Annotated in this window: 17 protein-coding genes; 7 read left to right on the top strand and 10 right to left on the bottom strand. The window is 72.9% G+C overall.

The features are described from left to right. The first annotated feature begins 100 nt into the window (after positions 1 to 100). Entirely contained in the window at positions 101 to 1,738 is a 1,638-nt protein-coding gene (locus tag ACFVWY_RS25900) for an alkaline phosphatase D family protein (RefSeq protein WP_389876683.1), read from the top strand. On the opposite strand, the gene ACFVWY_RS25895 is transcribed toward ACFVWY_RS25900, so the two are convergent. Further along, positions 1,725 to 2,741 carry a Gfo/Idh/MocA family protein gene (locus tag ACFVWY_RS25895; RefSeq protein ID WP_389876681.1) on the bottom strand — a complete coding sequence of 339 codons (1,017 nt, stop codon included), beginning with the start codon at positions 2,739 to 2,741 and terminating at the stop codon, positions 1,725 to 1,727. The genes ACFVWY_RS25900 and ACFVWY_RS25895 overlap by 14 nt on opposite strands. A gap of 75 nt (positions 2,742 to 2,816) precedes the next feature. Between ACFVWY_RS25895 and ACFVWY_RS25890 the strand changes: the two genes are divergently transcribed. Next, positions 2,817 to 4,169 (top strand): multidrug effflux MFS transporter, encoded by a 1,353-nt coding sequence (locus ACFVWY_RS25890; protein ID WP_389876679.1) that lies wholly within the window; start codon positions 2,817 to 2,819, stop codon positions 4,167 to 4,169. Here the strand turns inward: ACFVWY_RS25890 and ACFVWY_RS25885 are convergent. Then, positions 4,166 to 5,473 (bottom strand): hypothetical protein, encoded by a 1,308-nt coding sequence (locus tag ACFVWY_RS25885; protein WP_389876677.1) that lies wholly within the window; start codon positions 5,471 to 5,473, stop codon positions 4,166 to 4,168. The two genes, ACFVWY_RS25890 and ACFVWY_RS25885, sit on opposite strands and share 4 nt — an antisense overlap. A 140-nt stretch (positions 5,474 to 5,613) precedes the next feature. Here ACFVWY_RS25885 and ACFVWY_RS25880 point away from each other — a divergent pair, with 140 nt between their 5' ends. Further along, positions 5,614 to 6,612 carry a small ribosomal subunit Rsm22 family protein gene (locus ACFVWY_RS25880; protein WP_389876676.1) on the top strand — a complete coding sequence of 333 codons (999 nt, stop codon included), beginning with the start codon at positions 5,614 to 5,616 and terminating at the stop codon, positions 6,610 to 6,612. Between the two features lie 51 nt (positions 6,613 to 6,663). Here ACFVWY_RS25880 and ddaH read toward each other — a convergent pair whose 3' ends face one another. Beyond that, positions 6,664 to 7,479: a dimethylargininase gene (gene ddaH / locus ACFVWY_RS25875; RefSeq protein ID WP_389876674.1), complete on the bottom strand. Its 816-nt coding sequence runs from the start codon at positions 7,477 to 7,479 to the stop codon at positions 6,664 to 6,666. Between the two features lie 320 nt (positions 7,480 to 7,799). Between ddaH and ACFVWY_RS25870 the strand changes: the two genes are divergently transcribed. Then, positions 7,800 to 8,546, top strand: coding sequence for a bifunctional DNA primase/polymerase (locus ACFVWY_RS25870; RefSeq protein ID WP_389876673.1), 747 nt, complete (start codon positions 7,800 to 7,802; stop codon positions 8,544 to 8,546). 55 nt (positions 8,547 to 8,601) lie between these two features. On the opposite strand, the gene ACFVWY_RS25865 is transcribed toward ACFVWY_RS25870, so the two are convergent. The 7 genes from ACFVWY_RS25865 to ACFVWY_RS25835 all read right to left on the bottom strand — a co-directional run bounded on the left by ACFVWY_RS25865 (position 8,602) and on the right by ACFVWY_RS25835 (position 16,144). Beyond that, on the bottom strand, positions 8,602 to 9,540 hold the full coding sequence (locus ACFVWY_RS25865; protein WP_389876728.1) for a hypothetical protein: 939 nt from the start codon (positions 9,538 to 9,540) through the stop codon (positions 8,602 to 8,604). Then, positions 9,473 to 10,444 (bottom strand): iron uptake transporter permease EfeU, encoded by a 972-nt coding sequence (efeU, locus tag ACFVWY_RS25860; protein WP_389876672.1) that lies wholly within the window; start codon positions 10,442 to 10,444, stop codon positions 9,473 to 9,475. Before efeU ends, ACFVWY_RS25865 begins: the two co-directional genes overlap by 68 nt. A gap of 30 nt (positions 10,445 to 10,474) precedes the next feature. Beyond that, a complete protein-coding gene (gene efeB, locus ACFVWY_RS25855) occupies positions 10,475 to 11,764 on the bottom strand; it encodes an iron uptake transporter deferrochelatase/peroxidase subunit (RefSeq protein ID WP_389876671.1) in 1,290 nt (429 codons plus the stop codon). 20 nt (positions 11,765 to 11,784) lie between these two features. Then, entirely contained in the window at positions 11,785 to 12,921 is a 1,137-nt protein-coding gene (gene efeO, locus ACFVWY_RS25850; RefSeq protein ID WP_389876669.1) for an iron uptake system protein EfeO, read from the bottom strand. 189 nt (positions 12,922 to 13,110) lie between these two features. Continuing rightward, complete coding sequence (locus ACFVWY_RS25845; RefSeq protein ID WP_389876726.1) at positions 13,111 to 13,959, bottom strand: heme ABC transporter ATP-binding protein; 849 nt, start codon at positions 13,957 to 13,959, stop codon at positions 13,111 to 13,113. A gap of 5 nt (positions 13,960 to 13,964) precedes the next feature. Continuing rightward, positions 13,965 to 15,059 (bottom strand): FecCD family ABC transporter permease, encoded by a 1,095-nt coding sequence (locus ACFVWY_RS25840; protein ID WP_389876667.1) that lies wholly within the window; start codon positions 15,057 to 15,059, stop codon positions 13,965 to 13,967. Next, the gene (locus tag ACFVWY_RS25835) at positions 15,056 to 16,144 is read right to left on the bottom strand and encodes a hemin ABC transporter substrate-binding protein (protein WP_389876666.1); all 1,089 of its coding nucleotides are present in this window, start codon (positions 16,142 to 16,144) and stop codon (positions 15,056 to 15,058) included. Before ACFVWY_RS25835 ends, ACFVWY_RS25840 begins: the two co-directional genes overlap by 4 nt. A gap of 131 nt (positions 16,145 to 16,275) precedes the next feature. Between ACFVWY_RS25835 and ACFVWY_RS25830 the strand changes: the two genes are divergently transcribed. From ACFVWY_RS25830 to ACFVWY_RS25820, 3 genes are all read left to right on the top strand, one after another. Further along, positions 16,276 to 17,667: an HtaA domain-containing protein gene (locus tag ACFVWY_RS25830; RefSeq protein ID WP_389876664.1), complete on the top strand. Its 1,392-nt coding sequence runs from the start codon at positions 16,276 to 16,278 to the stop codon at positions 17,665 to 17,667. A gap of 82 nt (positions 17,668 to 17,749) precedes the next feature. Beyond that, a complete protein-coding gene (locus ACFVWY_RS25825) occupies positions 17,750 to 19,288 on the top strand; it encodes an HtaA domain-containing protein (RefSeq protein WP_389876663.1) in 1,539 nt (512 codons plus the stop codon). Positions 19,289 to 19,356: 68 nt separating this feature from the next. Continuing rightward, on the top strand, positions 19,357 to 20,043 hold the full coding sequence (locus tag ACFVWY_RS25820; RefSeq protein WP_389876662.1) for a PhzF family phenazine biosynthesis protein: 687 nt from the start codon (positions 19,357 to 19,359) through the stop codon (positions 20,041 to 20,043). Positions 20,044 to 20,174: the final 131 nt, after the last annotated feature.

The raw sequence follows: 20,174 nt of genomic DNA, 5'->3' as shown, positions 1-20,174 counted from the left end.
TCCTCATCCGCCCGACGTCCGGACGACGCGAGCACGACAGCCGTTCGATGCGCGGGACCGGTGGACTGGCCGCGTACACCACCGGACAGGGGAGGGACAGATGACAGGATCGTCCTCATCACGCCAGCAGCGGGAGCTGCGCCGGGCCGCCGAGCAGATCGGGCGCCGCCGCTTCCTGACCGTCACCGGCGCCGCCGCCGTGCTCGCCTTCTCGGTCAACCTGCCCGCCGCGGGCTCCGCGAGCGCCGCCGAGCTGGACGCCAGGAAGATCACCGAGGATCCCTTCACCCTCGGCGTCGCCTCCGGTGACCCGCTGCCCGACTCCGTCCTGCTGTGGACCCGGCTGGCGCCCCGCCCCTACGAGCCCGGCAGCGCACTGCCCCGGGCCCGGGTCCAGGTGCGCTGGGAACTCGCCCGCGACGAGCGCTTCCGCCGCGTCGTACGGCGCGGAACGGCCACCGCCCACCCGGAGTTCGACCACAGCGTGCGGGTCGAGGCCAAGGGTCTCGACGCCGGCCAGGTCCTGTACTACCGCTTCCGCGCGGGCCACTGGACGAGCCCGGTCGGCCGGACCCGTACCGCCCCCGCCCGGGGCGCCCGCAACAGCGCGCTCAGCCTGGCCGCCGTCTCCTGCCAGGCCTACCACGACGGCTACTTCACCGCGTACGGGCACCTCGCCCAGGAGGACGTCGACGTGGTCTTCCACCTCGGCGACTACCTGTACGAGTACGCCGTCAACGCGACCGGCGGCGCCCGCAACTACACCGACCGGCGGCTCCCCGCCCACTTCAACCGGGAGACCGTCACGCTGGAGGACTACCGGCTGCGGTACGGGCTCTACAAGTCCGACCCCGACCTGCGCGCCGCCCACGCCGCGCATCCCTTCGTCGTCACCTGGGACGACCACGAGACCGAGAACAACTACGCGGGCGACACCCCCGAGAACGACCTCCCGCCCGCCGAGTTCCTGCTGCGCCGCGCCGCCGCCTACCGCGCGTACTGGGAGAACCAGCCGCTGCGCACCCCGCAGCGCCCCACCGGCCCGGACATGCGGCTCTACCGGCGCCTCCAGTTCGGCCAGCTCGCCCAGTTCGACATCCTCGACACCCGCCAGTACCGCAGTGACCAGGCGTACGGCGACGGCTGGCAGACCCCCGGACCGGAGTCCGAGGACCCGGCGCGCACCATGACCGGCGCCGCCCAGGAGCGCTGGCTGATCGACGGCTGGCACGCCTCCCGGGCCACCTGGAACGTCCTGCCCCAGCAGGTCACCTTCGCCCAGCGGCGCGACGTGCCCACCGACGCCTTCAAGCTGTCCATGGACGCCTGGGACGGTTACCCCGCCTCCCGGGGCCGCATCCTCAAGGGCGCCGAGGCCGCCGGGATCGACAACCTGATGGTGCTGACCGGCGATGTGCACGTCGGCTACGGATTCGACCTGAAGCGGGACTTCGACGACCCCGGCTCCCGCACCGTGGGCACCGAGATCGTCGCCACCTCCGTCACCAGCGGCAAGGACGGCTCGGACAGGCCCGGCAGCTGGAACAACCAGATGCGGGCCAACCCCCACATGAAGTTCTTCAACGGCCGCCGCGGCTACGCCGTCGTCACCCTCGGCCGGGAGGCGGCGCGCGCGGACTACCGCACGGTGTCCGCCGTCACCACCCCCGGCGCGCCCCTCGCGACCGCCGCCTCCTTCGTCACCGAGGTCGGCGACCAGGGCCTCACCCCCGCGTGAGGCCGTCCGCCGGGTAGCGGACGCCGATGCGCTCACGTACCGCGTCGAGCGTCCGCATCACGGCGAGCGAACCGTCCAGCGGCACCAGCGGCGACTCCGCCTCGCCCGCCCGCAGCGCCCGCGCCACCTCGGCCTGCTCGAACTGCATCCCGCGCAGTTCCGTGCCGGCCGGGGCGGTGAACTCCTCCGGCTCGTGGCCCTCCCGGTGCAGCACGAACCGCTCCGGGTAGAAGAAGCCGCGCGGGAACTCGATCCGGCCCCGCGTGCCCGAGACCGCGGCGGTCTGCGGGGTGTCCGCGACGATCGAGCAGTTCAGCAGCGCCGAGGCGCCCGCCTCCGACCACCCCAGCAGCATCGAGGTGTGCAGATCGACACCCTCGGGCGACAGCACCGCGTCGGCCTGCACCCGGTCCGGCTCACCCAGCAGCAACTGAGCGAACGAGACCGGATAGACCCCGAGGTCCAGCAGCGCGCCGCCCCCCAGTGCCCGGTCCCGCAGCCGGTGTCCGGGGCCGAAGGGGCCCGCGAGCCCGAAGTCGGCCTGCACGGTACGGACATCGCCGATGGCCCCGTCCCGCACCAGCTCCGTCATCCGCCGGATCACCGGGTTGCAGTACGTCCACATCGCCTCCATCAGGAACACCCCCCGCTCCCGGGCGATCTCCACCAGCTCCCGCGCCTCCCGGGCGTTGAGCGTGAAGGCCTTCTCGCACAGCACGGGCTTTCCCGCCTCCAGGCAGAGCCCGGCCGCCTCCCGGTGCGCCGAGTGCGGCGTGGCGACGTACACCACGTCCACCTCCTCGTCGGCGGCCAGCCCGGCCCAGTCGCCGTACGCCCGGGGTATCCCGAACCGGTCCGCGAACGCCCGCGCCGAGGTCTGTGTCCGGGAGGCGACGGCGACCACTTCCATGCCCGGCATCGACCGGAGATCCTCGGTGAACGTCGCGGCGATCCCGCCGGTCGCCAGCACACCCCAACGCACCACACCGCTCACGCCTGTCATGCCCACTCCCCAGAGGTTCGTTCTGTCCGGCTGAGCTGAGAGCATAGATGCGGATTCAACGACATGGAGATGAGCATGCCGGAGCACGGCGCGAGCCGGACCCAGCCGGAAATACCCCCCATACCGACCGCCGGAACCGAGGCCACCGGCCCCGAAACCACCGGCCCCGAAACCACCGGCACCCCCGCCCGGACCCCGGGCGCCGACGCGACCCGGCGCACCGGACTCCTGGTCACCCTGGTCCTCGGCGGTCTCACCGCGCTGCCGCCGCTCTCCATGGACATGTACCTCCCCGCCCTCCCCGCGGTCACCGAGTCCCTGCACGCCCCCGCCTCGACCGTCCAGCTGACCCTCACCGCCTGCCTCACCGGCATGGCCCTCGGGCAGGTCGTCGTCGGCCCGATGAGCGACCGCTGGGGCCGCCGCACACCGCTGCTCCTCGGCATGATCGTCTACGTCGTCGCCACCGCGATCTGCGTCTTCGCCCCCACCGCCGGACTCCTCATCGCCTTCCGCACGCTCCAGGGCCTGGCCGGTGCCGCGGGCATCGTCATCGCCCGCGCCGTGGTCCGCGACCTGTACGACGGCGTGGAGATGGCCAAGTTCTTCTCCACCCTGATGCTGATCTCCGGGGTCGCCCCGATCATCGCCCCGCTCATCGGCGGGCAGGTGCTGCGGTTCACCGACTGGCGGGGGATCTTCGCCGTCCTCACCGCCGTCGGCCTGGCGCTCACCCTGGTGGTCTGGAAGTGGCTGCACGAGACCCTGCCGCCGCAGGAGCGGCACACCGGCGGGATCGGCGAAGCGCTGCGCACCATGCGCGGACTGCTCGCCGACCGGGTCTTCACCGGCTACACCATCGCGGGCAGCCTCGCCTTCGCCGTCCTCTTCTCCTACATCAGCGCCTCGCCGTTCGTCATGCAGGAGATCTACGGGGCCTCGCCGCAGACCTTCAGCCTGCTCTTCGGCGTCAACTCGGTCGGCCTGGTCCTCGTGGGCCAGATCAACGGCAAGCTGCTGGTCGGCCGGTTCAGCCTGGACAAGGTGCTCACCGTCGGGCTCTCGGTCATCGTGCTGGCGGCGACCGCGCTGCTGCTGATGACCTCCGGGGTCTTCGGCGACGTCGGCCTGGTCCCGGTGGCGGCCGGGCTGTTCGTGCTGATGTCGGCGATGGGGCTCGCGACGCCCAACACGAACGCCCAGGCGCTGATGCGGACCAGGCACGCGGCGGGCTCCGCCTCCGCGCTGCTGGGCACCTCGTCGTTCCTGATCGGAGCCGTCGCCTCACCACTCGTCGGCATCGCGGGCCAGGACACGGCCGTTCCGATGGCCGTGGTGCAGCTGGTGTGCGGGGTGGGCGCGATGGCCGCGTTCCTCGGGATGTGCCGCCCGTGGCAGCGGGCGGGCACCTCCCAGGAGACCCTCTAGGACGAGCGCGGGTAGCCGATCAGGTGCGGCCGGTCCTTCTCGTCGGTCCAGCGGAACAGGCCGACCCCGTCCGAGGTCTCCATGCCCGGCACCAGGACGTTCGACGGCAGCGCCCCCGTGGAACCGCTGCGGACCGCCACCGCGACCGGGGCGCCGTGGCCGGCCAGCACATCCGCCGCGTTGCGCACGCTGGAGGCGCCGTACGCGGTGCCCTCGTCGTTCACCGAGGCCAGCGTCAGCGGCTTGGCGCCGTCGGCGCCCTCGAAGCAGAACCCCCGCTTCGTGGCCAGGTCGAAGGCGAGCGGCCCGGCCACCAGGTACGACCCCGAGGGGGCCGCGACGAGCTGCGGGTACTGCCCCGGCTTGATCGCGGGTTTGCTGCACTGCGTCGAGGCCAGCAGCTTGCCCGTCTCCGCGTCGTGCACCGCCCACATGTCGTGGGTGGCGGCCAGCTTCGCCCCCTTCGCGAGCTGCCACTTCGCCAGGATCAGCCCCGGCAGGAACGAGGTCGGGATGCCGCTGGCCCGGTCGGTGCCCTTGGGCGCGACCTTCCGGCTGTACCAGCCGCCCTGCACCCAGAACTCCTTGGACCCGCTGACCAGCAGGCCCTTCCCGGTCAGCCCGCGGATCTCGGTGAGCTGCTTGCAGGTCGCGCAGCCCTTGGGGTACTTGAGCGAGGACGGCTCGACCTTGGTGATCCGGCCGGTCACCGGATCGATCACCGCGCTGTTCGTCCGGCCGTCGCTCACCAGGATGCCGGGGCCGGTCGTCGAGACCGTCGGGACCGAGCTCCACGGCACCTCGACCCGGCGCCGCGAGCCGTCCTCCACGTCGTACACATCCAGCGACACGATCGTGTCGGCGGGGGTCAGCGCGTTCTCGCCGACCTTCCCGTACGCCCAGGTGACGAAGTACTCGTGGTCATCGACGGTGACCACGAGAAGGCGGGGGAACTTGTTCGGCGACGGGGGCCGCCAGCTGTCGCCGTGCCAGCCGGGCCGTCCGGTCTTCGGATCGATCGTCCGCAGCTGGTACTTGCCCTGTGACATCCGCACCAGATACGCGAGGCCGCCCGTGGTCCGGGAGACCGCGTAGTCGGGCGACGTCCCGATGAGTTCCCAGCCGCGCTCGGTGGAGTAGGCGGCGGGCACGGTGAGCTGTGTCACCGCGGCCGGGGCCTTCTCGGCGTGCTTCTCCGGCTCGTCCTTGCTCTTCGCGCCGCTGCCACAGGTGGCGAGCAGCAGGAGCAGGGCAAGCACGAGCACTCCGCCGACCAGAACCAGGCGCACGATCTTCTGTCTCATGGTTCCCCTCGATGGGCATCCCGACCTCGCGGCGGTCAGCGTAGCAACTTGCGCACCCATCTCGGCAGTTCGGATTCCCCGTAGTTCTACGCGGATAGCGCGGCGGTGGTGGGTGCGTCTTCTTTGCCTACAATTCGCCGGTGAACGCCACCCCTCCTCTCGCGGAAACGTTGCGCGCGGCTCTGGCCGGACTGCTCGACGGGCTGCCGCCCAGGCAGGCCGCCCAGGCCGTCGACCGGCTCATCGCCAGCTACCGGGGGACCACCCCGACCGACGTCCCGGTGCTCCGCGACCGCTCCGACGTCGCCGCGTACGCCGCGTACCGCATGCCCGCCACCTTCGAAGCGGCACGGTCCGCCCTCGCCGCGTTCCGGGCCGCCGCCCCCGACTGGGTGCCCGCCACCCACACCGACGTCGGCGGCGGCACCGGAGCCGCGACCTGGGCCGTGGCCGGGGCCTGGGAAGGGCCCAGGACGACCGTGCTGGACTGGGCCGAGCCCGCGCTCGCCCTCGGCCGTGAACTGGCCGGGCTCTCCGGCGTCCCCGCCCTGCGCGCCGCCGAATGGCGCCGGGCCCGGATCGGCGCGGGCCTCGACCTGGCCCCCGCCGACCTGGTCACCGTCTCCTACGTGCTCAAGGAGCTGACCCCGGACGCCCGCACCGCGCTCGTCGACGCCGCCGCGGCCGCCGCGCAGGCGGTGGTGATCGTCGAACCCGGCACCCCGGACGGCTACGCCCGGATCATCGAGGCCCGCGACCGGCTGACCGCCGCCGGGCTGAGGATCGCCGCCCCCTGTCCGCACAGCGGCGCCTGCCCCATCGAGCCGGGCAGCGACTGGTGCCACTTCGCGGCCCGGGTCAGCCGCTCCTCGCTGCACCGCCAGGTCAAGGGCGGTTCACTGCCGTACGAGGACGAGAAGTTCAGCTACGTCGTGGCGACCCGCTTCCCGGCCGGGCCCGTCCCGGCCCGGGTCACCCGCAAGCCCCAGATCCGTAAGGGCCAGGTCCTGCTCGACCTGTGCACCCGCGAGGAGGGCCTGCGGCGCGACACGGTCACCAAGCGCCACGGCGCGCTGTACCGGGCCGCCCGGGACACCGCGTGGGGCGACGCGTGGCCACCGCCCGGAGAGGACGCCTGAGCGGCCCCCCCCGGCCCGGTCCCGCCGGGCCGGGGAGGGCCGCCCGCCCCTTCACCCCCGTAGCTCCTGCGTGCAGCACTTCACGCTGCCGCCGCCCTTCAGCAGCTCGCCCAGGTCCATCGGCAGCGGCTCGAAGCCCCGCGCCCGCAGCGGGTCGAAGAGCCCCGTCGCCCCCTGCGGCAGCAGCACGTGACGCCCGTCGCTCACCGCGTTCAGCCCGAGCGCCGCGGCGTCCTCCTCCCGGGCGATCAGCGCGTCCGGGAAGAGCCGGGCCAGCACGGCCCGGCTGCCGGCCGAGAACGCCCCCGGGTAGTACATGACCTCGTCACCCGCCCCGTCGAGGACCGACAGCGCCGTGTCCAGGTGGTAGTAGCGCGGGTCGACCAGATCGAGCCCGATCACCGGGCGCCCGAAGAACTCCTGCGCCTCCCCGTGCGAGAGCGGGCTGGACCGGAAGCCCCGCCCGGCCAGCACGTAGGAGGCGGTGACCGCGAAGTCGCCCTCGCCCTCGTTCACGTGGTCCGGTTCGTGGATCTCGGTGAAGCCGTGGGCCCGGAACCACGCACGGTGGGCCCCCGCCTCCTCGTACCGCTCCCGGTACGCGAACCGGGCCCCCAGCACCCGGCCGTCGACGACGGTGGCCCCGTTGGCGGCGAACACCATGTCGGGCAGCTCCGGACGGGGGTCGAGCAGCTCCACGGTGTGCCCGAGGGCGCGGTACCGGTCGCGCAGGTCCTCCCACTGGGTCTGCGCCAGCGCGAGGTCCACGGGCTTGCTGGGGTCCATCCAGGGATTGATGGAGTACGTCACCCTGAAGTGCGTGGGCGCGCACATCAGGTAGCGGCGGGGTGTGGCTTCACGAGGCAAGGAAGGCTCCTCACGAAAGGCAGGGATCGCCTGCCGGACAGCGCACGGATCGGTGCGTGAGCCCATGGTCCGCTCTGCGGGCGGCCACGAACAGTGATCCGATCGGGTGGTTCCGCCCACCCGGGGAACAACGGCGGGCGACGGCCCGGACCCCGCCCCGCACGGGCCGACCCCAAGGACGGACCACTCATTTCATGACAAGGGCGTGTATAGCGCCCGGTTCGTCGGATGGTCATCCGTACCCCGCTTCCGGAGTCCGGCCACCCGGAGCGCAGGATGGTGGGACCATGGGCATGGGCAACCTTGAGGTGAGGGGATTGATGGGCGCCGATTTCGGCCGTTATCGCGGCTCAGAGAGCAAGTTTTCCCACTGGCTTCGCCGCCGACCCAAACCGCAGCAGAGCGAGGTCGACGACACCGCCCGGGAGGCGCTGCTCCTCGCCGTCGCCGAAGCCGGAATGCCGATCGCGCCGGCCGCCCACCCCGTCGGGTACCGGTGTTCCTGCGAACGCATCGGCTGTCCCACCCCCGCGCGGCACCCCCTCTCCTTCGCCTGGCAGACGCAGTCCACCACCGACCAGGCACAGATCGAGCGCTGGGCCCGCAGCCAGCCGCAGGCCAACTTCATCACCGCGACCGGCATGATCCACGACGTCCTCGACGTACCGCTGTCCGCGGGCAGCCAGGCGCTGGAGCGGCTCCTCGCCGCGGACATCGAGGTCGGCCCCGTCGCCCGGTCCGGCGACGACCGGATGCTCTTCTTCACCGCCACCCGCGGCACACCCGAGGACGAGGACGAGTGGTGGCCGTGCGAGCTGGACTGCCACCCCGAGACGATGGACGAGCATCCGGGGCTTCGCTGGCACTGCCGCGGCAGCTACGTGCTCCTGCCGCCCGCCCGGCTCCCCGGCGAGCTGGACGTGGCGTGGCTGCGCGGACCGGAGCACCCGCTGCCCGATCCGCTGACCCTGCTGGAAACGCTCACCGACGCCTGCGCGCAGTACGCCGACGCGGCCGACCAGAGCGAACTGGACCACGACGCGGTGGCCTGGCCGTTGAGCCGTTGAGTTCCTGAGGGGGGCGATGTCCCGCGGGCCGTGACCGGGACCGGGGCCAGCCCCGTCAGGAGCCCTTCGCGGCGGTCAGGCCCGGCAGCCGGTTCAGGACGACGACCTTGCCGCCGTCCTTCGACGAGCCCTTCTTCGGGACGTACACCAGTTCGCTGGAGATGCGCTCCTTGGTGAGGGTGGACCGCACCTCACCGGTCAGCAGCGCCTCCACGTCCTCGTCGAGCGGCGGGCGCAGCCCCTTCGCCGCGGTCTGCTGCTCGAAGTGCTTGCTGCTGAAGAAGACCAGTGCTCCGCCGTCCTCCGTCTCCAGGCCGAGCGGACCGAACGCACCGCTGTTCAGCGGCTGGTCGATGTACTGGTACGAGAAGCCCGCCCGCCGCGTGGTCCGGCGGGTCTCCCGCCAGCCCGAGGTGGCGGAGCCCGGGGCGAAGACGTCCGGGCTGCCCTTCTGCAGGTACTGCGTGTACTGGGCGCTCAGGTCCTTCGGCGCCACCGCCTGCGCGGCACTGTCCGCGGCCACCGGCCGGGCCGAACCGTCGGCGTCCTGGGCGAGGGCGGGCAGCTGGCCGGGGGCGACGACCGACAGGTAGGCGGCCTTCCAGCCGTCGCCGGGACCGGACTTGACGAAGACGATCAGCCAGCGGGTGTCGAGCTTCCCGCTGTCCTGGTCGCGGTCGGAGTCGGTGTCCGCGAGGAACCAGCGCGGCCAGCCCGCCTTCTTCGGAATGAGGTAGGTGGCGTCGGTCAGTTCGAGCGGCTTGTGGTCCGGGTTGCCGTCCGGGCGGCTCTTCTGCCGCGCCTTCAGCCCGGCCTGGTTGATCGCGCCGAGCGAGCCGGTGACCTGGTCCGCGTCGAGGGCCGGGTCGTAGGCCTTGTCCGCCGCGTTGTACGCGGTGGTGAAGTCCTTCAGGGCCTGCGCGGCCTCAGCCCTGGTGGCCGCCGGTACCACTGCCAGCTCGCCGTGCACCGTCACGCAGCCGCTCGCCGTCATCGACAGCACCGTCGCCGCCGCGAGCCCCGTCGCCAGCCGAATCGGCCTCAGGATTCTCATCCGTTGCTTTCCGCGCCTTCTGATCCGTCGCCCCCACTGACCGTCCGAACCCTACCGGGGAGAGGAACAGCGCGAGGGTGGGGATCAGATACAGCGCCCACACCGTGACCTGGAGGACGGTCGGGTCGGGCTGGAAGTTGAACGTGCCCTTGAGGAGCGTGCCGTACCAGCTGTCCGGCGGGATCGCGCCGCTGATGTCGAAGGCCCGGTTGTGCAGGCCGCCGATGAACTCCGCCTCCTGGAGGTCGTGGACGCCGTACGCGAGCACACCCGCGGCGACGATCACCAGCATCCCGCCGGTCCAGGTGAAGAACTTCGACAGGTTGATCTTCAGCGCACCCCGGTAGAACAGCCAGCCCAGCACGACCGCCGCGGCGATGCCGAGCAGGGCGCCGATCATCGGGTGCCAGCCGTCGTCCGCCGCGTGCACCGCACGCCACACGAACAGCGAGGTCTCCAGGCCCTCGCGGCCCACCGCGAGGAGCGCCGTGGCGACCAGCGCGCCGGTGCCCATCGCGAGCGCCGCGTCCAGCTTGCCGTGCAGTTCCGTCTTCAGATGGCGCGCGGTGCGCCGCATCCAGAAGACCATCCAGGTGACCAGTCCGACCGAGATGATCGACAGCGAACCGCCGAGCGCCTCCTGTGCCTTGAACGTCATCTCCTGCGAGCCGAACTCGAGCCCGGCGCCGAACGCCAGGCTGACCGCGACGGCGATCCCGACGCCGGTCCAGATCGGCACCAGCTTGTTCTTGTTGCCGGTCTTCACCAGATAGGCGATGAGGATGCAGACGACCAGGCTGGCCTCAAGGCCTTCGCGCAGGCCGATCAGGAAGTTGCTGAACACGTTTCGGTTCTCCTTCTGTCCCGAGTCCCGTTACGAGAACAGCGCCCGGCCCCACCAGTCGTCCGTGTCACGGACGCCCGGCGGGACGGCGAAATGCGCCGAACCCACGTGCTGGATGTACTCGTTGAGTGCGTCGTGCGCCGCCAGGCGACGCTGGAGCGGGATGAACGCCCTGCGGGTGTCGCGCTGGTACGCGATGAAGAACAGCCCGGCGTCGAGGCGGCCGAGGCCGTCCGTGCCGTCGGTGAACGAATAGCCGCGGCGCAGGATCGTCGCGCCGTCGTTGCTGTCCGGGTGGGAGAGCCGTACGTGCGCCGTGGGCAGCATGGCCTTCAGGAACGGCTCGTCGCGCTCCTTGGACTTGCCGACCGGGGCGCCCTCGCCCTTGTCGCGGCCGAAGACGTCCTCCTGCTCCTGGAGCGGGGCGCGGTCCCAGGTCTCGATGTGCATCCGGATGCGGCGGGCCACCAGGTACGAACCCCCGGTCATCCAGCCCGCCTTGTCCTTCCCGCCGACCCACACGTGCTCGTCCAGGGCGGCGGTGTCGGTTCCGGAGATGTTCCGGGTGCCGTCCTTGAAGCCCATCATGTTGCGCGGGGTCTGGGCGTCCGGCGTCGTCGAGGACGTCTTGCCGAAGCCCAGCTGGGACCAGCGGATCGCGGTGCGGCCCATGCCGATCCTGGCCAGGTTGCGGATGGCGTGCACCGCGACCTGCGGGTCGTCCGCGCACGCCTGGACGCAGAGATCGCCGCCGCTGCGCGCGGCGTCGAGGTTGTCGCCGGGGAACTTCGGCAGGTCGACCAGCGCCTCGGGCCGCTTGTCCTCCAGGCCGAACCGGCCCTTGGCGAAGAGCGAGGGGCCGAAGCCGATGGTGAGGGTGAGCCGGGACGGCTTGAGCCCCAGCGCCTCGCCCGTGTCGTCCGGCGGGGCCTCGGCGAGCCCGCCGTACGCGCCGTCGCCCACCGCGTGCCCCGCGGTCATCCGCTCCGCCGCCCGCGTCCACTCCTTGAGCAGCGCGATCAGCTCGGCGCGGTCCTCGGTCGTCACGTCGAACGCGGCGAAGTGCAGCCGGTCCTGTACGGCGGTGGCGATCCCGGCCTGGTGCGTGCCGTGGAACGGCACGGCCGCACCGCTGTCCGCGGCCGGTACCGCGTCGTCGCCGCCGCGCATCGCCGCGGCCGTGCCACCGGCCGCGACGGCGCCCAGCGCGAGCCCCGCGCCGCCCCAGCCGAGCAGCGCGCGGCGGGAGGGGACGGTACGGGACGGGGCGGTACGGGGGGCCTGCTCCGGGGCGGCGCCGGACTGCTTCTGTTCGGACATGGCCAAAGCCCTTCGGCTCGTTACTTCGTCACCGCGGCGGCGAGCCGGGAGAGCGGCTCGGCCAGGGCGTTGACCGCGTCCGACAGTTCCTTGCGGTCCGCCTTGCCGACCTTGTCGTACGAGACGAACGCGTAGGAGCTCTTGTCCTCGCGGTACTTGTCCAGCAGCGTGTTCAGCTCGGCGAACCGCTTGTCCAGGGTGGCGGTCAGCGCGGCGTCGTTCTTCACGGCGATCGGCTTCAGCAGCGCGTAGGACTTCTCGGCGCCCTCGACGTTGCCCTTGAAGTCGACCAGGTCGGTGTGGCTGTAGCGCTCCTCCTCACCGGTGACCTTGCCGGTGGCGACCTCGTCGAGGAGCTCCTTGGCGCCGTTGGCCATCGAGGTCGGGGTGATGTCCGCGGTGCCGACCCGCTTCTGCCAGTCCAGCAGGTCCTTGTAGAGGACCGGGGCGAGCGCCTTCTCCTCGGCGCCCAGCTTCTTGTCCTGCCACAGCGCCTTCTCCAGGCGGTGCCAGCCGGTCCACTTCTGGCCGTCCTCCAGGCCGTCCTCGCGGATGTCGACCTTCGGGTCGATGTCACCGAAGGACTCGGCGACCGGCTCGGTGCGCTCCCAGCCGAGCCGGGAGTCGGCGTACAGCTTCTTCGCGGTCGCGATGTCACCGGCGGCGACGGCGTCCGTGAACTTCTTGGCCTTCGGAAGTGTCTCGTCGGCCTGGGCCTGCACATAGGTGCGGTACCCGGCCACGGCCTTGTCCATCTCGGGGCTGCGCTTGGCCGCGCTGCCGCCGGTGATCTCCAGCTTCTGGCGGATGCCCTGGCCCTTCATGCCGGGCTTGCAGGCGATCTCGTACGAACCGGCCTTGATCTCGGCGGTGATGGTGGCCTTGGTGCCGGGGCCGATGTTCTCGCGCTCGGCGACGATGCGGTCGTCCGGGAACAGGACGTAGACCTCGGTGACCTTGGAGCCCTTGTTCTGCACGGCCAGTTCGATGTGACCGGCGGGCAGCTCCTTCTTCGACACCTCGCAGGAGTCGTCCTTCGCGATGACCTCCACGGCCTTGTCGCCCTTGCCGTCGCTCTTCTGCGCGCATCCCGTGACGGCGGTCAGAGCGGCCACCGTGGCGGCAGCGGTGACGACGGAGAAACGAACGGCTCGCATACGGGCTCCACAGGGGGACGAAGAGAAGCGGGAGAAGAACGGACAAAGACAGGTGAGGCGGACCTAACTTAACGGAGGCTTACCTGAGTGACACCCACGCGTGCAGTGATTCAGCTCTCATCCCGCGAGCGCGGAAACGGACCGGTCACGAGTGGCACAAGGGTGCCCCATGGAAAGGTCAAGCGCAGGTCAAGCGTCCCGGTTCGGTACGACGAGCGGCGCCCCGGTCCGCGGGTGCGGGAACACCTCGACCGGCTGCCGGTAGACCTCGCCGAGCAGCTCGCCGGTGAAGACCCCGGCGGGCGGCCCGACCGCCGCGATCCGCCCGCCGTGCAGCACCGCGACCCGGTCCGCGTACGCCGCCGCGAGCCCCAGGTCGTGCAGGACGACCACGACCGCGTCGCCCGCGGCGGCCCGCTCCCGGCAGACCCTCAGCACCAGTTCCTGGTGGCGGAGGTCGAGCGCGGCGGTCGGCTCGTCGAGCAGCAGCAGCGGGGCGTGCTGCGCCAGGACGCGGGCCAGCGCGACCCGGGCCCGCTCGCCGCCGGACAGTGCGGAGAAGGGGCGCCCGGCGAACGGGGTGACCTCGGTGGCCGCCATCGCCTCGGCGACGGCCCGCTCGTCCGCGTCCGCCCGCTCCGTACCGGCCCAGGGCGCCCGCCCCATCCGCACCACGTCCGCCACCGGGAACGGGAACGACAGTGCGGCGGACTGCGGCAGCACCGCCCGGCGCAGCGCCAGCTCGGCGGCCGACCACGCGCCGCACGGGCGCCCGTCGATCAGGACCTCGCCCCGCTCGGCGGGCAGGTCGGCGGCCAGTGCCGCCAGCAGGGTCGACTTGCCCGCTCCGTTGGGCCCCACCAGCGCCAGCACCTCACCCGCGTACACGGCCAGGTCGACCCCGTCCAGCACCGTCCGCCGTCCCAGCGGCACCCGCAGCCCGCGGGCCTCGGCGACGGCGGAGCCGGGCGGGAAGGGGGCGGGCAGCCGCCGCTCCCGCACCCGGAACGGATTCCACGGCGTACGCGTGCCCTTCATGGCCTTCATGCCCAACCACCTTGCTTGCGACGGGTCCTGCGCAGCAGCCAGAAGAAGAACGGGCTGCCGATGAGCGCGGTCAGCACACCGAGCGGCAGCTCGGCGGGCGCGGCGACGGTGCGGGCCGCGAGGTCGCCCGCCACCAGCACCAGGGCGCCGCCGAGCGCGCTGCCCGGGAGCAGGAAGCGGTGACCGGGGCCGTTCGCCATCCGCAGCAGATGCGGCACCAGAAGTCCCACGAACGTGATGATCCCGGCGACCGCGACCGCGGCGGCGGTCAGCAGCGCCACCACCAGCACCAGCACCACCCGGAGCCGTTCGACGTCGACGCCCAGGTGCCGGGCGGGCCGCTCGCCGAGCGCGAGGAGGTCGAGCCGCCGGGCGTAGAACGGCGCGACGAGCAGCCCGAGCAGCGCGCACGGCAGTACGGCGAGCACCTTGGGCCAGGTCGCCTGGGCCAGTGAACCCAGCTGCCAGAAGGTGATCTGCGAGATCTGCGCGTTGTCGGCGAAGAAGACGAACAGTCCGATCAGCGCGCCCGCGAAGGCGTTGACCGCGATCCCGGTGAGGATGAGCGTCACCACCTCGGTCCGCCCGCCCGACCGGGAGAGCGCGTACACCAGCAAGACGGTCACCAGCCCGGCGGCGAACGCGCAGACGGTGACGGTCCAGTTGCCGAGGAAGGTCAGCCCGAGCGCGATCGAACCGACCGCGCCGACCGCCGCACCGGAGGAGATCCCGATCACCCCGGGCTCGGCCAGCGGATTGCCGAACACCCCCTGCATCAGGGCGCCCGCACAGCCCAGCGACGCCCCCACCAGCAGGGCGAGGACCACTCTGGGCAGCCGCACGTTCCACAGCACGCTCTCGCCGACCCGGTCCAGCGCGGCCCCGCCGAGGCCGAGCCGGTGCTGCACGGAGCCGAGCACATCGCCGAGCGGGATGCCGTACGCGCCGGTCCCGGCCGAGACCAGGCAGCACACCAGCAGCGCGGCGATCAGTCCGGCGGTCAGTACGAAGGAGGAGGAGCGCCGGGGCTCCGGCGGACCGGGAGCCCCGGGGGCGTCGGTACCGGGGCGCGGCGGGGAAGCGGTGGTCATCGTGCCGCTCCGCTCTCCGGGTGGAGCTGCGCGATGAGTCCGGCCAGCACCTGGTCGGTGCGCGGCCCGTAGTTCAGCAGCACCCCGTCGTCGATGGAGACGATCCGCCGGTCGAGTCCGGCGGGGGTCTCGGCGATGCCGGGAAGCTTCAGGAGCCCGTCGGCACCGCCCACCGATTCGAGGCCCTTGCTCATCACCAGGAAGGCGTCGGGCGCGGCCTTCGCCAGGGCCTCGCTGGTGATCGGGGTGAAGTCCTTCGTCAGTCCGGACGCCTTGCCCGCGTCGATGCCGCCCGCCGCCTCGATCAGCGAACTCGCGCCGGACTCCCGGCCGCCCAGCAGGTGGACGGAGGCCGAGCCGCGCAGATAGAGGAAGGCGACCCGGGGCTTCTTCCGTCCGTCCGCGGGGGCCGGTGCGGACGTGCGCACGGCGTCCACGCGCGACCGGGTCCGCGCGTCCAGCTCGGTGCCCGCGTCCGGTACGCCCAGGGCGGCGGCGACGGCCCCGATCCGGCGGCCCACGTCGGAGAGCTGCCCGGCGGGCCGCACGACGACGAGCGGGATCCCGGCTTCCCGGATCTGGCTGACGGCCTCCGCCGGACCGGTGGTGGTCTCGGCGAGCACTACGGTCGGCCGCAGGGACAGCACGCTCTCCGCCGACACGTCATGAGCGCGGGTCACCACCGGGAGCTCCTTGGCCTGCTCGAAGGTGGCGGTGATGTCCCGGGCCACGACGTTCCGCCCGAGGCCCAGGGTGAAGACGATCTCGTTCAGGCCGCCGCTCAGCGGGACGATCCGGTCCGCCGAGGTGACGGTGGTCGCGGTGCCGTCCGCCGACCGCACGGTGACGGGCAGCTTCGGCTCCGGCGTGGTGGCCAGCGGTTCGACGCGGTCGGCCGCGGTCTTCCCGGCGGCCGGGGCCGTGCTGTCGGCGCCGTCCGCGCCGCCGCCCGCGCAGCCGGTCAGGGCCAGGGCCAGGGCGAGCCCGGCCGCCAGGGCGCCGAGCGGGCCGCGGGCGGGGGCCCGTCCGGTCCTCCGCTGCCGGCCAGCCCGGCCCGGTGGGGCGAAGTCCTGCGAGAAGCGCACGGGGCACCGTCCTGTTGTCGTGCGGGGTATGGGTCATGGTTCGTCAGCAGATGCGACGGAAGGGGTTCCTCCGCATAGCGTGCTTAGCTTAGGTTAGCCTTACCTCAGTTTCCATGTTCCGGAGGGGTTCCATGCTGTCGCCCAGACCTGCCCGCACACTCGCCGTCACGTTGCTGCTGACGGTGCTGGGAGTCCTGCTCCCGGCCACCGCCGCGCAGGCGGTGACGGCCCGTACGGTGCAGGGCGGCAGGCTGGACTGGGCCATCAAGTCCTCCTTCCAGAGCTATGTCACCGGGCCGGTCGCGAACGGCAGCTGGAGCCTGACGGGCGGCGCCGCCACGGCCGGTGGCAGTCAGTTCCGCTTCCACTCCGCCACCGGCTCGTACGCCCCGAGGACCGGCGACTTCACCGCGCGCTTCGCCGGAGGGGTGCGCTTCCTCGGCCACAGGAAGTCCGGCGGCGGTCACGAACTGGACCTCACCATCAGCCGTCCCGCCGTCCGCATCGCGGGGGGAGGCGGCACCCTGTACGCGGACATGGTCAGCAAGGACCGGGGCAGCGGCCGGGTCACCTCCACCGCCCAGGTGCCGCTCGCGACGCTCAGCCTGTCCGGGATCGACATGCGGGGCGGCTCCACCCCCCTCGTCCTGCGGGACGTCCCGGCGACCCTGACCGCCCAGGGCGCGCGGGCCTTCGCGGGCTACTACCCGGCGGGCACCCCGCTCGACCCGGTCAGCCTCTCCGTGGACACCGTCGCCCCGGCCGGGAAGCCCGCCGCCACCAAGTCCCCCGGGACGGAGCGGAAGGCGGCGCCGAAGCCGGAGAAGTCCGCGAAGGCCGCGGGGCACATCGAGGACGCCGCCGTCGACTGGGGGGTGCGCCGGACCTTCCGCGAGTACGTCACCGGCGAGGTCGGCAAGGGGAAGTGGACCCTCGCCGACGGTGCCCGGGACGGCGGGGCGCTCTTCCGCTTCCCGCGCGGCACGGGCACGTACGATCCGGCCGGGCGCACCCTGGACGCCACGTTCGCGGGCAGCGTCCGCTTCACCGCGGCCGACGGGCTCGACCTGGAACTCTCGGCGGTCGCGGTCCGGATCGAGGCGGGCCGGGGCACGCTCCTGGCCGACGTCCGCGGCGACGGTGAACGGCACAGGGCCGTCCCGCTCATCACCTTCCCGGCGAAGGACCTCGCGCCAGAGAACGGCCTGGCCGTCCTCACCGAGGCGCCCGCCACCCTCACCGCAAGCGGCGCGAAGGCCTTCGGCGGCCTCTACCGGGCGGGCACCGCGATGGACCCGGTCTCGCTGGCCGTCGCCGTCGACGCCGCGGCCGAACTGCCCGCCCTGCCCGACCTGGGCAGCGACCCGGCCCCGTCGCCGGAGCCCTCCACCGCCCCTTCCGCCGCTCCCGCCGCGGAGGGCCGCGCCGGGTACCTCGCCGCCGGTGGCGCGACGGTGCTGGTGGCAGCGGCTGGCGCGTTCTACCTGATCCGCCGTCACCGCAGGCCGCGGACCGGCGCCTAAGGGCTGTCCCGCACGCCTCCCGTCCCCCCTTTCTCGTCCCCCCTCCCTCATCCCCCCTTCGTTTCCGAGGAGATCCACGACCATGGCAGCAACCCGCCGCCTCATAGCCCGTACCGCAGCGGTCGCCACCGCGGCCGCTCTGGGCGCCACCGTGTTCGCCCTTCCGGCGCTCGCCGAGGGCGCCGCCGACAGCAGGCCCTCCGCCACCGCGCCGACGATGGACCTGACGGACGGCACGCTGGAGTGGGGCGTCAAGGAGTCCTTCCGCGCGTACCTCGCCTCCTCGTTCTCCGGCGGGAAGATCACCGTCCAGGACGGTGCCGTCCAGGCACCCGGCAACGGGGTGTTCACCTTCTCCGGCGGCAAGGGCACCTACGACACGGCCACGCACGGCACCGACACGGCCTTCCGGGGCGGGGTCAACTTCTCCGCCCACGGCGGCGTCCTCGACATCACGCTCTCCGACGTGAAGCTGGCCACCACCGGCACCGGCGGCGCCATCACCGTCGACGTCACCACGCCGCAGGGCACCGCCGACGACGTGACGTTCGCCGACCTCGACCTCTCGGCGGTCAAGCCGGGCCGGGGCGAGGGCGGCGCGATGGTCTTCGCGGACATCCCGGCGACGCTCACCAAGGCGGGCTCCGAGGCGTTCAACGGCCAGTACAAGGAGGGTGACGCGCTCGATCCGGCCACCCTCTCGGTGAAGGCGGTCACGCCCCCGACCACCGAGCCCACCGGGGAGCCCTCCACCGGGCCGACCACCAAGCCGACCACGCCCGCCTCTCCGTCCCCCACGGCCCCGTCCACCGGCAAGCCCGCGACGGACGGGCCGGGCACCGGCAAGCCGGACGCCGTCCAGGGCGAGATCCTCGACGGCACCCTGGACTGGGGCGTCAAGGAGTCCTTCCGTACGTACGTCACCGGCCCGATCGCCCACGGGAAGGCCGAGACGGCCGGGGGCGCCACCGCCTCCGGCGACGGCTACCGCTTCCCCGACGCCACCGGCCGCTTCGACGCGGAGAAGCAGACCCTGAACGCCGCGTTCGACGGCACGGTCCGCTTCCTGGGCCACGAGGAGAACGGCGCGTACACCCTCGACCTCTCCCTGACCGGCATGGAGATCCGGGTGAACGGGACCAGGGGCACCCTGTTCGCGGACGTCTCCACCAAGGACCGCACCACCAAGAAGGTCTCCGCATACCCCGGTCTGGCCGTCGCCGACCTCAGGCTCCCCGGTGGCGCGCTGGCCGCCAGGAACGGCGTGGTGCGGCTCTCGGCCGTCCCCGCGACGCTCACCGCCGACGGCACCAAGGCGTTCGGCGGCATGTACGGGGCCGGTGAGAAGCTCGACGCGCTGACCGTCGCGGTCGCCCTCGACAAGGACGCCGAACTCCCGGGCGCCACCGGCCCGGCCGGCGCCACCCCGGCCACCGGCGGGTCCGGGACGGCCGACGGCCTCGCGGGCGGCTCGGTGGGCGGCGGCTCCGTCGGCGGGGCGGGCGCGCTCGCCTCCACCGGCTCCGGCGTTCCGGCCGGAGCCCTGCTCGCCGCCTCGGGCGTGGTCGTGGCGGCCGGTGCCGGAGCGGTCGTCGTGGCCCGCCGTCGCCGTACCTCCTGATCCCGCGTCCGCACCGCCCGGACGGACCGGCCGAACGGCCGCCGTCCGGGCGGTGCTTGAATGCCGGGATGGACGAGAGTGACTTCGGCATCCCCCCGGGCATCGACGTGCTGCGGGTGTTCTGCGGGCCCGACGGCCGCCACGGCAACGCCCTCGGCGTCGTGCGCGACGGCGGCGCCTGGCCGGACCGGGCGGACCGCCAGGCGCTGGCCGCCCGGCTCGGCTTCAGCGAGACCGTGTTCGTCGACGATCCCGAGCGCGGGCACCTCGACATCTACACCCCCGGGCTCCGCCTCCCGTTCGCCGGGCACCCGCTCGTCGGTGCCGCCTGGCTGCTCGGCCTGGAGGTGCTGGAGCTGCCGGTCGGGGAGGTCTTCGCCCGCCAGGACGGCGAGTTCAGCTGGATCACCGCCCGCCCCGAGTGGGCGCCCCCGCGCACGCTGGAGCAGTACGCGTCCGCCGCCGGGATCGAGGCGCTCGCCGGGCCGCCGGAGGGGGAGGGCTGGCTCTACGCCTGGGCCTGGGAGGACGAGGCGGCCGGCCGGGTCCGGGCACGGGCCTTCCCCCGGCGTGACGACGGCATCGTGGAGGACGAGGCGACCGGGGCGGCGGCGCTGCTGCTCAGCGCGGAACTGGGCCGGGCCCTCAACATCACCCAGGGCCAAGGCTCCCAGATCCTCACCGCCCCCGCCCCCGACGGCACGGTGGAGATCGGCGGGCGAGTGGCCCTGGGGCGCGTCCGCGCCCAGCACTGAAGAGCCCAGCACTGAGGAAGGGCGGGGCGACCGGCAGATAACCGTCGCCCCCCCCCCCCCCCCCCCCGACGGACCCACCGTGGCACCCCCTGGGCGGGGACAACAGGGCCCCTGGCCGGGACACCCCCGGG

The sequence above is a fragment of the Streptomyces sp. NPDC058195 genome, from assembly GCF_042883525.1.
In the GTDB taxonomy this organism is placed as follows: Bacteria; Actinomycetota; Actinomycetes; order Streptomycetales; family Streptomycetaceae; genus Streptomyces.
This window is presented reverse-complemented; position numbering and strand designations above follow the sequence as displayed.